This window comes from Vibrio minamisatsumaniensis, assembly GCF_050337445.1.
Taxonomy (GTDB): domain Bacteria; phylum Pseudomonadota; class Gammaproteobacteria; order Enterobacterales; family Vibrionaceae; genus Vibrio; species Vibrio artabrorum.
The window spans coordinates 38,419-51,217 of sequence record NZ_JAKJSY010000028.1; the positions used below are offsets into that span (position 1 = coordinate 38,419).

A 12,799-nucleotide genomic window follows, 5' to 3' on the forward strand; every position below is an offset into this window, starting at 1 on the left:
TGGCTTATCACCTTCTAAGCTTGCCTCTGTGCAAGCTTTTTGTTTTGCCTATCCGTTAACCAAAACTCGCTCTTCACCACGAACCTTCTTGTCAGGTCCAAAGCTGCCCGAGATAAAACACTCCGCTATCCGCTATCCGCTATCCGCCAAGTAATCAAACATATCGATTAGATTCAAATCTATAAGCCTCTTTATACACCAGATACAAAAAAGGCACCCGAAGGTGCCTTTTCTTATCTCTTAGAGATAACTCGTAGAGCTTACTCTTCTGAAGAGAAACCAGCGTTTAGAAGTGCTGCTAGATTGTCAGTCGCTTGTTCAGCTGAAGGACCTTCTTGCTCTTCTTCACGTTGCTTTTGACGCTCTTGGTGGTATGCGAAACCAGTACCAGCTGGGATCAGACGACCAACAATTACGTTCTCTTTCAGGCCGCGAAGGTCATCACGCTTACCAGAAACCGCAGCTTCTGTTAGTACGCGAGTCGTTTCTTGGAACGATGCAGCTGAGATGAATGACTCAGTTGCAAGAGAGGCTTTAGTAATACCCAGTAGGTCACGTTCGAAACGTACTAGTTCTTTACCTTCAGCTTCTAGCTTACGGTTAGCAATCTTAACATTGTGGTACTCAACTTGTTCGCCAGGTAGGAACGGAGAGTCACCAGAATGAGTGATTGTACATTTACGTAGCATTTGACGAACGATAGTCTCGATGTGCTTATCGTTAATCTTTACGCCTTGTAAGCGGTAAACTTCTTGAACTTCGTTCGCGATGTACTGAGTTACTGCGTGGATACCACGTAGACGCAGGATATCGTGTGGAGTTTCAGGACCGTCGGCGATTACATCACCACGTTCAATCTTCTCACCTTCGAACACGTTCAATTGACGATGCTTAGGAATCATCTCTTCGTAAGCGTCACCACCTTCACGAGTGATAACTAGACGACGCTTACCTTTCGTTTCTTTACCGAAAGACACAGTACCTGTGTGCTCAGCAAGGATCGCAGGCTCTTTAGGCTTACGAGCTTCGAATAGGTCAGCTACGCGTGGTAGACCACCGGTGATATCTCTGTTTCCGCTCGATTTTTGAGGGATACGAGATAGTGTGTCACCGATGCCAACTTCAGCGCCATCTTCGATGTTTACAATCGCTTTGCCAGGTAGGAAGTAGTGAGCTGGCATATCAGTACCAGGGATCATTACGTCGTTACCTTGCTCATCAACAAGTTTGATAGCTGGACGCATATCTTTACCGGCTGCTGGGCGAGCTGCTGCGTCTGTAACTTCACTTGAAGAAAGACCCGTTAGATCGTCAGTTTGACGAGAAACGGTAATACCATCGATCATATCTACGAATTGGATACGACCGGCCACTTCAGTGATGATTGGCATGGTATGCGCTTCCCAGTTAGCTACAACTTCACCAGCCGTAACGGCTGCGTTGTCGCCTTTGGTTAGCATCGAACCGTAAGGAAGTTTGTGCTTCTCTTTCGTACGGCCGAATTCATCAATAATCGTCATCTCAGATGCACGAGAAGTGATAACCAGTTTCTTATCTTTGTTAACTACGAACTTAGCATTGTGAAGTTTCACAGTACCCGTTGTCTTAGCTTGGATGCTGTTCTCTGCTGCTGCAGTAGATGCCGCACCACCGATGTGGAACGTACGCATCGTTAGCTGTGTACCCGGTTCACCGATAGATTGTGCAGCGATAACACCCACTGCTTCACCTTGGTTCACTAGGTGACCACGTGCTAGGTCACGACCGTAACACTGTGCACAACAACCGAAGTCTGCATCACAGGTAACAACAGAGCGCACTTTCATGCTATCTACTGAGTTATCTTCCATGATTTGACACCACTTCTCATCAATCAGAGTATTACGTGGAATCAGTACATCTTCAGTACCAGGCTTAAGAACGTCTTCAGCGACTACACGACCTAGAGCAAGCTCAGAAAGTGCAACTTTAACGTCACCACCTTCGATGTGAGGCATCATGTCGATACCTTCATGCGTGCCACAGTCATGTTCGTGTACTACAACGTCTTGAGCAACGTCTACTAGACGACGAGTTAGGTAACCCGAGTTTGCTGTTTTCAGTGCTGTATCCGCAAGACCCTTACGAGCACCGTGCGTTGAGATAAAGTACTGAAGAACGTTTAGACCTTCTTTAAAGTTCGCTGTGATCGGCGTTTCGATGATTGAACCATCTGGACGCGCCATCAGACCACGCATACCTGCTAGCTGACGAATCTGAGCTGCAGAACCACGAGCGCCCGAGTCGGCCATCATGTAGATGCTGTTGAACGATTCTTGCTGTTCTTCTTCGCCGTCACGGTTAATAACAGTTTCAGAAGATAGGTTATCCATCATTGCTTTCGCAACGCGGTCGTTGGTAGACGCCCAGATATCGATAACTTTGTTGTAACGCTCACCCGCAGTAACAAGACCAGATTGGAATTGTTCTTGGATTTCGCGAACTTCTTCTTCAGCCGACTCAATTTCATCGTATTTCGCTTGAGGTACAACCATATCGTCGATACCTACAGAAACACCAGAAAGTGCCGCGTATGCAAAACCTGTGTACATGATTTGGTCAGCAAATACTACTGTATCTTTTAGACCAAGCTTACGGTAACACTCATTAAGAAGGTTAGAAATTTGCTTCTTACCTAGCTTTTGGTTAACGATGCTGTACGGTAGGCCAGCTGGAACAATCTGCCACAACATTGCACGACCGACAGTCGTATCAACTAGGCCAGTATTCGTTGTGCTATTGCCGTCTTCGTCTACTACAGTTTCAGTGATACGTACCTTAACGCGAGCGTGCAGCTCAGCCGTCTTAGTACGGTATGCCTTTTCAGCCTCTTCAGGGCCAGCAAGGTACATACCTTCACCTTTCACGTTGATCTTATCACGTGTCATGTAGTAAAGACCCAATACAACGTCCTGAGAAGGTACGATGATCGGATCACCTGATGCTGGCGACAGAATGTTATTCGTCGACATCATTAGGGTACGAGCTTCAAGCTGTGCTTCTAGAGTTAGAGGCACGTGTACCGCCATTTGGTCACCATCGAAGTCGGCGTTGTATGCCGCACACACAAGTGGGTGAAGCTGAATCGCTTTACCTTCGATTAGTACTGGTTCAAACGCTTGGATACCTAGACGGTGAAGTGTAGGTGCACGGTTAAGCAGTACTGGGTGTTCACGGATAACTTCGTCTAGGATATCCCAAACAACCGCTTCTTCACGCTCTACCATTTTCTTAGCAGCTTTGATTGTCGTCGCCATGCCACGAGTTTCTAGCTTGCTGTAGATGAACGGCTTAAATAGCTCAAGTGCCATCTTCTTAGGAAGACCACACTGATGCAGACGAAGGTATGGACCCACTGTAATTACAGAACGGCCAGAGTAGTCTACACGTTTACCTAGAAGGTTCTGACGGAAACGACCTTGCTTACCCTTGATCATATCAGCAAGAGATTTCAGAGGACGCTTGTTAGAACCCGTGATCGCACGACCGCGACGACCGTTATCTAGAAGGGCATCAACAGACTCTTGCAACATACGCTTTTCGTTACGTACGATGATGTCTGGAGCCGCTAGCTCTAGAAGACGCTTCAAACGGTTGTTACGGTTGATCACACGACGGTAAAGGTCGTTCAGATCAGAAGTCGCAAAGCGACCGCCATCTAGTGGTACTAGAGGACGTAGATCTGGCGGTAGCACTGGAAGTACAGTTAGAATCATCCACTCTGGCTTGTTGCCTGATGAGATGAACGCTTCAACTAGCTTCAAGCGCTTAGTAACTTTCTTACGCTTAGTTTCAGAGTTAGTCGTTTCCAACTCTTCGCGCATTTCTTCCACTTCTTGATGAAGGTCCATTGTTGAAAGCAGATCTTTGATCGCTTCAGCACCCATCTTAGCCGTGAATTCATCACCCCACTCTTCTAGACGATCCAGATACTCTTCTTCAGTAAGCATCTGAGATTTTTCTAGATCAGTCATACCTGGTTCAGTTACTACGTACATTTCGAAGTAAAGAACACGTTCGATATCACGTAGCGGGATATCCATTAGTAGACCGATACGAGACGGTAGTGATTTTAAGAACCAGATGTGAGCAACTGGTGAAGCAAGCTCGATGTGGCCCATACGGTCACGACGAACTTTAGTTTGTGTAACTTCAACGCCACACTTCTCACAGATAACACCACGGTGCTTCAGGCGCTTGTATTTGCCACAAAGACATTCGTAGTCTTTAACTGGACCAAAAATACGTGCACAGAACAGACCATCGCGTTCAGGTTTGAACGTACGATAGTTAATTGTTTCTGGCTTTTTAACTTCACCAAAAGACCACGAACGGATCGTGTCTGGTGAAGATAGACCGATTTTGATTGCATCAAATTCTTCGGTCTTATGCTGTGCTTTTAGAAAGTTTAATAAGTCTTTCACGTTCAGCTCCTGTAAGGAGTTAAAGGAGCTCACCGACTAAAGTGAGCCCCCTTTACCAAGTAATCCAATCTTTTTTATAAAAAAGAGGGATTACTCTTCGTCTTCTAGCTCGATGTTGATACCTAGCGAGCGAATCTCTTTCAACAGTACGTTGAACGACTCTGGCATGCCAGGTTCCATGCTATGGTTGCCATCTACGATGTTCTTATACATCTTAGTACGGCCGTTAACGTCATCCGACTTAACTGTTAGCATTTCTTGTAGAGTATATGCAGCACCGTATGCTTCTAGTGCCCATACTTCCATCTCACCGAAACGCTGACCACCGAACTGAGCTTTACCACCAAGTGGTTGCTGAGTTACTAGGCTGTAAGAACCCGTTGAACGAGCATGCATCTTGTCATCAACCAAGTGGTTCAGTTTCAGCATGTACATGTAACCAACCGTTACAGGACGCTCAAACGAATCACCAGTACGACCATCAAACAGTTTAAGCTGACCAGATTCTGGCAGATCACCCAGTTTAAGTAGTTCTTTGATTAGAGACTCAGAAGCACCGTCGAACACTGGAGTCGCGATCGGTAGACCGCCACGTAGGTTCTTAATCAGTGTACGAACTTGATCATCAGACAGTTCAGCAATATCAACTTTCTGACGAGTATCACCAAGATCATAAACCTTCTGTAGGAACTCACGGAACTTATGCAGTTCTTGTTGCTCCTTAACCATTTGGTTGATCTTGTCACCGATACCTTTTGCAGCCAAACCTAAGTGTACTTCTAGGATCTGACCGATGTTCATACGCGATGGTACACCCAGTGGGTTAAGTACGATGTCTACAGGCTGACCTTTCTCATCGTATGGCATGTCTTCAACAGGGTTAATCTTAGAGATTACACCTTTGTTACCATGACGACCGGCCATTTTATCACCAGGCTGGATACGACGTTTAACTGCTAGGTAAACTTTAACAATCTTAAGAACGCCAGGTGCTAGATCATCACCTTGAGTGATTTTACGACGCTTAGTTTCAAACTTCTTATCGAAGTCTGCTTTTAGCTCGTCCCACTGCTCAGCAAGTTGCTCAAGCTGTGTTTGTAGCGCATCGTCTTCTAGAACTTGCTCTAGCCATTGCTTACGACCGATCGTATCAAGCTTAGCTTCAGAGTAACCACCAGACAGAAGTACAGCTTTAACACGGTTAAGAAGGCCACCCTCAAGAATTTGGAACTCTTCAGTTAGATCTTTCTTCGCTTCTTTAAGCTGCATCTGTTCGATTTCAAGTGCACGTTTGTCTTTCTCTACGCCATCGCGAGTGAAGACTTGTACATCGATGATAGTACCTGAAACAGAGTTTGGTACACGTAGTGATGTATCTTTAACATCAGATGCTTTTTCACCGAAGATTGCACGTAGTAGCTTCTCTTCAGGAGTCAGTTGCGTTTCACCTTTAGGGGTTACTTTACCAACCAGGATGTCGCCACCCTTAACTTCAGCACCGATGTAAACGATACCTGACTCGTCTAGTTTAGACAGAGCAGACTCACCTACGTTTGGAATATCAGCTGTGATCTCTTCAGAGCCCAGCTTAGTATCACGAGCCACACAAGACAGTTCTTGAATGTGGATTGTCGTGAAACGGTCTTCTTGAACTACGCGCTCAGATACTAAGATCGAGTCTTCGAAGTTGTAACCGTTCCAAGGCATAAATGCGATACGCATGTTTTGGCCAAGCGCGAGTTCACCAAGGTCAGTTGAAGGACCATCAGCAAGAACATCGCCGCGTGCAACTGGTTCACCAGGAAGTACAGTTGGACGTTGGTTAATACATGTGTTTTGGTTCGAACGCGTGTACTTAGTTAGGTTGTAGATATCGATACCAGCTTCGCCAGGTACCAATTCATCTTCGTTAACCTTAACTACGATACGAGAAGCGTCAACAGACTGAACTTGACCACCACGTTTAGCAACCGCTGTAACACCAGAGTCAACAGCGATGTTACGTTCAATACCAGTACCGACTAAAGGCTTATCTGCTCTCAGTGTTGGTACTGCTTGACGTTGCATGTTGGCACCCATCAATGCACGGTTCGCATCATCGTGTTCTAGGAACGGGATAAGCGAAGCAGCAATAGATACTACTTGGTTTGTTGCAACGTCCATGTAGTCAACGTGATCGCGTGGGTGAAGACCAGATTCACCTTTTTGACGAGCCGTGATTAGCTCATCTGCAAACGTCGATTCTTCAGTAAGAACTGTGTTTGCCTGTGCGATAACGAATTGACCTTCCTGGATTGCAGACAGGTAATCAACTTCTTCTGTTACTACACCATCTACAACACGACGGTACGGAGTTTCTAGGAAACCGTAATCGTTACAACGTGCAAACGCAGATAGCGAGTTAATCAGACCGATGTTTGGACCTTCAGGCGTTTCGATCGGACATAGACGACCGTAGTGCGTTACGTGAACGTCACGTACTTCGAAGCCTGCGCGTTCACGAGTAAGACCACCAGGACCTAAAGCAGAAATACGACGTTTGTGCGTCACTTCTGACAATGGGTTGTTTTGGTCCATAAACTGTGAAAGCTGTGAAGAGCCAAAGAATTCTTTAACTGCAGCAGAGATCGGCTTAGCATTGATAAGATCTTGAGGCATGATTGCATCAAGGTCACCCAGGCTTAGACGTTCTTTAACGGCACGTTCTACACGAACTAAACCAACACGGAATTGGTTTTCTGCCATTTCACCTACAGAACGGATACGACGGTTACCAAGGTGGTCGATATCGTCCACTTCGCCTTTACCGTTACGGATGCCGATCAGTTTCTTCATCACTTCAATGATGTCTGATTCATCCAGAGTACCGCGCTCTTCTTCTTCTTCACGCTCGATAGAGCTGTTGAATTTCATACGGCCTACAGTTGATAGGTCGTAACGATCTTCAGAGAAGAATAGGCTTTCGAATAATGATTCTGCAGCTTCTTTTGTTGGTGGCTCGCCAGGTCGCATCATGCGGTAGATTTCTACCAATGCAGAAATGCGATCCACTGTGCTATCTGCACGTAGAGTGTCTGACATGAATGGACCATGGTCTAGGTCATTCGTGAACAGCACTTCTAGAGTCTTGTGACCCGCTTGAGACAGGTTAGCCAGCGCTTCTAGACTAATTTCTTGGTTCGCACCAACAATGATCTCGCCCGTTGCTTCGTTGATGTAATCTTTCGCAGCAATCTTTTCAACGATGTACTCTACTGGTACTTCGATGTGCTCAACGCCATCTTTTTCAAGTTGACGGATGTGGCGAGCAGTAACGCGACGGCCAGTCTCAACGTAAGTTTTACCGTTAGCTTCGATGTCGAATGACGCAGTTTCACCACGTAGACGTTCAGGCACTAACTCCATAAGTAGAGTTTGGTCTTTCACTTCGAAGTTCACTTTGTCGAAGAACAGATCTAGGATCTCTTCTGTCGATTTACCAAGTGCACGAAGGATAATCGATGCTGGTAGCTTACGACGACGGTCGATACGTACGAATAAGTTATCCTTAGGATCGAACTCAAAGTCTAACCATGAGCCACGGTAAGGAATTACACGTGCGTTATAAAGAACTTTACCTGATGAGTGAGTCTTACCCTTATCACTGTCGAAGAACACGCCTGGGCTTCGGTGCAGCTGGGATACGATAACCCTCTCGGTACCATTAATTACGAAAGTACCATTGTCTGTCATAAGCGGAATTTCGCCCATGTAGACTTCTTGTTCTTTAATGTCTTTTACAGTACCTGCTGGTGCATCTCGATCAAAGATAACTAGACGTAGTTTTACGCGTAGTGGCTTTGAGTAAGTAACACCGCGGATTTGACATTCTTTAACGTCAAAAACTGGCTCACCAAGACGGTAGCTAACGTATTGCAGCTCAGAATTGCCGTTGTAGCTCTGAATTGGAAATACAGAACGGAAAGCAGCTTCAAGACCGTATTGACCTTCAGGATCCTGTTCGATGAATTTATCGAAAGAATCAAGCTGGATCGATAACAGGTATGGAATGTCCAAAACTTGTGGACGAGTACCAAAATCCTTACGGATGCGCTTTTTCTCGGTATAAGAGTAAACCATGGGGTTCCTCAGCTCGCTGATAAGTGACCCAAACCACCCAAAACACTCTTCAGAGGGGGTGGTGACAAACAGCTGTTTACTGTAGTGAACAAGCATTTCGAAAAAATGACTGTTTTTTTGCTTGGATTATGACGGTTAAACAGCGGAAAATTCGTCATAGCCCTACAGCGCAAAAAGGCCGGTGGTTAATAAACCACCAGCCATTAGCCTTGCGGCTAAGAAATTAAGTAATAATTACTTGATTTCAACAGAAGCGCCAGCTTCTTCTAGCTGTGCTTTAAGAGCTTCAGCTTCAGCTTTGTCAACGCCTTCTTTAAGCGCTGCAGGAGCTGAGTCTACAAGACCTTTAGCTTCTTTAAGACCTAGGCCAGTTGCGCCACGTACAGCTTTGATAACTTGTACTTTGTTAGCGCCAGCAGCAGTTAGGATAACGTCGAATTCAGTTTGCTCAGCAACAGCGTCGCCGCCAGCTGCGCCGCCAGCTACAACAGCAGCAGCTGCAGTAACGCCGAATTTTTCTTCCATAGCTTCGATAAGCTCAACAACTTGCATTACAGACATTTCTGCAACTGCGTCTAGGATTTGCTCGTTAGTAATAGACATAACAATTCTCTTTTAAGTCAACAATAAGTTTAAATAGCAACCAGTGAAAAGCAAGGCTTATGCCGCAGCTTCTTCTTTTTGGTCGCGAACAGCAGCGATAGTACGAACCAGCTTGCCAGCAGAAGCTTCTTTCATGCACATCATTAGGCGTGCGATAGCTTCGTCGTAAGTTGGTAGTGTCGCTAGTACTTCAGCATCAGTAACTGCGCCTTCAAATGCAGCAGCTTTGATCTCGAAATCTTTATTCTCTTTAGCGAAGTCTTTGAAAAGACGCGCTGCAGCACCTGGGTGCTCATTAGAGAATGCGATCAGAGTTGGACCAGTGAAAGTGTCTACTAGACACTCGTAGTCTGTACCCTGAACCGCACGGCGTGCTAGTGTGTTACGAACAACTTTCATGTAAACACCCGCTTCGCGAGCTTGTTTACGTAGAGAAGTCATTGCGCCAACTTCAACGCCACGAGAATCAGCTACAACTGCAGAAAGTGCACCACTGGCAGCTTCGTTGACTTCAGCAACAATTGCTTTTTTGTCTTGAAGATTTAAAGCCATTTGGATTAACCTCTGGTTGTGATTACAGCACCCAATACAAAATGTATTGAGCGTTTACGATATTATTTAAAAATGAATAAATTCACTTCAAACCACAATATCGCCTACGTAGGTTTTATTAAGCCATCAACAATCTAATGAAAATCGACGGCGCCTACGGTCTTGGGATAGATGATTTCAAATTGCTTTAAAACCACCCAACCACAAATATTAGGCGCAGAAGTATACACTAAATCTGCACCTAAGCAAATTAGTTTGCTTGAGTGTTCAGGCTAGCCTGATCTACAGCAACACCAGCACCCATCGTAGTAGAGATGCTTACTTTCTTCAGGAAAGTACCTTTCGCTGAAGAAGGCTTAGCTTTCTTAAGAGCAACTAGAAGAGCTTCTAGGTTCTCTTGAAGCTGGTTAGCTTCGAAAGATGCTTTACCGATAGTAGTGTGGATGATGCCGTTCTTGTCGTTACGGTAACGAACCTGACCTGCTTTAGCGTTCTTAACCGCTTCAGCAACGTTAGGAGTTACAGTACCAACTTTAGGGTTTGGCATTAGACCGCGTGGACCTAGGATTGTACCTAGTTGACCAACAACGCGCATTGCATCTGGAGAAGCAACAACAACGTCGAAGTTCATTTCGCCTTTTTTCACTAGCTCTGCAAGATCTTCCATACCAACGATATCTGCGCCAGCTGCTTTAGCTGCTTCTGCGTTTGCACCTTGAGTGAACACAGCAACGCGGATATCACGGCCAGTACCGTGAGGTAGCACAGTTGCGCCACGTACGTTTTGGTCAGATTTACGAGCATCGATGCCTAGATTAACAGCAACATCTACAGACTCAACGAATTTAGCAGTCGCTAGTTCTTTAAGAAGAGCAACAGCTTCGTTGATTTCGTATTCTTTAGTCGCGTCAACTTTGTCGCGGATTACGCGCATGCGCTTAGTAAGTTTAGCCATGATCTTATCCCTCTACCACTAGGCCCATTGAACGAGCAGTACCAGCAATAGAACGCTTCATTGCTTCGATGTCAGCACCAGTCATATCAGCAGCTTTAGTTTCTGCGATTTCCTGTACTTGAGCGTCAGTTACTGTGCCCACTTTTTCAGTGTTTGGACGACCTGAACCAGACTTAACGCCAGCAGCTTTCTTAAGAAGAACAGCAGCAGGTGGAGTCTTAGTTACGAACGTGAAAGAACGGTCGTTGTAAACAGTAATAACTACTGGAGTAGGTAGACCTTTCTCAACAGATTCTGTTTTTGCGTTAAACGCTTTACAGAATTCCATGATGTTCACGCCGTGTTGACCTAGTGCAGGACCAACCGGTGGACTTGGGTTTGCCATACCAGCTGCAACTTGCAGTTTGATATAAGCTTCAACTTTCTTAGCCATGATATTTCCTAATATTTTGGGTACATGCGCTAGCCGCAAGGCGAGCTCCCCATAAATTCAATGAACTCTTCTTTACTTCCATAGAAGTAAAAAGGCGCGAAATTATAATCATAATTCGCGCCTTTAACAACCCTAAAAAGGTGATTTTTTATACTCTTTTATTTTGAACAACTTATGAAGTAATTATCCACAGCTTGCTCAAAGGTTCGAGTATTAGTCCAGTTTTTCAACTTGACCGAATTCAAGCTCAACCGGTGTTGCACGACCAAAGATCGATACAGATACCTTAATGCGGCTTTTCTCGTAATCGACTTCTTCAACAGTACCGTTGAAGTCAGCAAATGGACCATCGTTCACACGAACCACTTCACCCGCTTCGAACATTGTCTTAGGACGTGGAGACTCGCTCGCTTTCTCTAGACGGTTCAAGATAGCATCAGCTTCTTTATCAGTGATTGGTGCTGGACGATCAGAGGTACCACCAATGAAGCCCATAACACGAGGAATGCTACGTACTAAGTGCCATGATTCATCATTCATGATCATTTGCACTAATACGTAACCTGGGAAGAACTTACGTTCGCTTTTACGGCGTTGACCTGCACGCATTTCCACTACTTCTTCAGTAGGTACTAAAACGTCACCAAAGAATTCTTCCATGTCGTGCATTTTAATATGTTCGCGTAGCGATTGAGATACACGACCTTCATAGCCAGAAAAGGCTTGAACTACATACCAACGTTTTTTTGGAGCTTCACTCATGAATCAGAACCCTCTACACCCCAGTCGCTAGAGAAACCAGACGGACCATAATGCCGTCAATTCCCCATAGCACTAGAGACATAACAATACATACAGCTAAAACGATCAATGTAGTTTGCATAGTTTCTTGGCGAGTAGGCCAAACTACTTTACGAATCTCCATACGGGATTCTTTTGCAAAATCGATCGCAGCTTTACCTTTAGTTGTTGTTGCTGCAACGCCTAATGCGGCAGCAATCAGCACAACTACACCTGCAGCGCGAATTACAACAGACAATTCACCATACAGGTAATTACCCACAACAGCAGCAGCTAACAGAACAAAAGCGGCGACCCACTTCATTGTATCTGCTGCACCTGAGCTATCAGGAGTTTCAGCGTTTGCTTTCATAAAACCAACCTGTGATAAGTCTTAAATATAGACGACAATAACCCCGCTGTTGCAGGGCACATTCCTTTGCGTTGCAAAACAACACATTTAACAGTCATTTTAGTCAAAAAGACCGTTTAATTCTTTACTAAGAGCTAAAATCGATGCCAAAACATCCAACTCTTTTTTCAGCGCAGAAAAAGGGCATCAAATGATGCCCTTTTTACTAGTGGTTCGTCAAATCTTATGCAAAGATTTTAGCTACAACACCAGCACCAACTGTACGGCCACCTTCGCGGATTGCGAAACGTAGACCTTCGTCCATTGCGATTGGAGCGATTAGCTCAACCGTCATTTGAACGTTGTCACCTGGCATTACCATTTCTACGCCTTCTGGTAGAGTGATGTCGCCTGTTACGTCAGTTGTACGGAAGTAGAACTGTGGACGGTAACCTTTGAAGAAAGGTGTGTGACGGCCGCCTTCGTCTTTAGAAAGTACGTATACTTCAGACTCAAACTTAGTGTGTGGGTTGATAGAACCT

At 45.3% G+C, this 12,799-nt stretch carries 9 protein-coding genes; all 9 read right to left on the reverse strand.

All coding sequences use genetic code 11. From position 1 onward, the window contains the following. Window positions 1–260: 260 nt before the first annotated feature. Window positions 261–4,463 carry a DNA-directed RNA polymerase subunit beta' gene (gene rpoC, locus L4B77_RS08150; RefSeq protein ID WP_429749684.1) on the reverse strand — a complete coding sequence of 1,401 codons (4,203 nt, stop codon included), beginning with the start codon at window positions 4,461–4,463 and terminating at the stop codon, window positions 261–263. 90 nt (window positions 4,464–4,553) lie between these two features. Next, entirely contained in the window at window positions 4,554–8,582 is a 4,029-nt protein-coding gene (rpoB, locus tag L4B77_RS08155; RefSeq protein ID WP_261838331.1) for a DNA-directed RNA polymerase subunit beta, read from the reverse strand. Between the two features lie 234 nt (window positions 8,583–8,816). After that, window positions 8,817–9,185 carry a 50S ribosomal protein L7/L12 gene (gene rplL, locus L4B77_RS08160; protein WP_429749686.1) on the reverse strand — a complete coding sequence of 123 codons (369 nt, stop codon included), beginning with the start codon at window positions 9,183–9,185 and terminating at the stop codon, window positions 8,817–8,819. A 57-nt stretch (window positions 9,186–9,242) separates the two neighbouring features. After that, window positions 9,243–9,737, reverse strand: coding sequence for a 50S ribosomal protein L10 (gene rplJ, locus L4B77_RS08165; RefSeq protein ID WP_010435550.1), 495 nt, complete (start codon window positions 9,735–9,737; stop codon window positions 9,243–9,245). A 250-nt stretch (window positions 9,738–9,987) separates the two neighbouring features. Beyond that, on the reverse strand, window positions 9,988–10,692 hold the full coding sequence (gene rplA / locus L4B77_RS08170; protein WP_261838332.1) for a 50S ribosomal protein L1: 705 nt from the start codon (window positions 10,690–10,692) through the stop codon (window positions 9,988–9,990). A 4-nt stretch (window positions 10,693–10,696) separates the two neighbouring features. Beyond that, on the reverse strand, window positions 10,697–11,125 hold the full coding sequence (gene rplK, locus L4B77_RS08175) for a 50S ribosomal protein L11 (RefSeq protein ID WP_010435555.1): 429 nt from the start codon (window positions 11,123–11,125) through the stop codon (window positions 10,697–10,699). Between the two features lie 213 nt (window positions 11,126–11,338). After that, complete coding sequence (gene nusG, locus L4B77_RS08180; protein WP_012605006.1) at window positions 11,339–11,887, reverse strand: transcription termination/antitermination protein NusG; 549 nt, start codon at window positions 11,885–11,887, stop codon at window positions 11,339–11,341. Window positions 11,888–11,900: 13 nt separating this feature from the next. After that, window positions 11,901–12,278 (reverse strand): preprotein translocase subunit SecE, encoded by a 378-nt coding sequence (gene secE / locus L4B77_RS08185; RefSeq protein ID WP_261838333.1) that lies wholly within the window; start codon window positions 12,276–12,278, stop codon window positions 11,901–11,903. A gap of 223 nt (window positions 12,279–12,501) precedes the next feature. Next, window positions 12,502–12,799 (reverse strand): EF-Tu C-terminal domain-related protein (locus L4B77_RS08190; protein ID WP_486994379.1); only part of this gene is annotated, 298 nt, incomplete at its 5' end.

Coding starts and splice junctions, on each gene's coding strand:
- rplK (WP_010435555.1), bottom strand. CDS start 11,125: ATGGCTAAGAAAGTTGAAGCTTATATCAAACTGCAAGTTGCAGCTGGT.
- rplJ (WP_010435550.1), bottom strand. CDS start 9,737: ATGGCTTTAAATCTTCAAGACAAAAAAGCAATTGTTGCTGAAGTCAAC.
- secE (WP_261838333.1), bottom strand. CDS start 12,278: ATGAAAGCAAACGCTGAAACTCCTGATAGCTCAGGTGCAGCAGATACA.
- rplA (WP_261838332.1), bottom strand. CDS start 10,692: ATGGCTAAACTTACTAAGCGCATGCGCGTAATCCGCGACAAAGTTGAC.
- nusG (WP_012605006.1), bottom strand. CDS start 11,887: ATGAGTGAAGCTCCAAAAAAACGTTGGTATGTAGTTCAAGCCTTTTCT.
- rplL (WP_429749686.1), bottom strand. CDS start 9,185: ATGTCTATTACTAACGAGCAAATCCTAGACGCAGTTGCAGAAATGTCT.
- rpoB (WP_261838331.1), bottom strand. CDS start 8,582: ATGGTTTACTCTTATACCGAGAAAAAGCGCATCCGTAAGGATTTTGGT.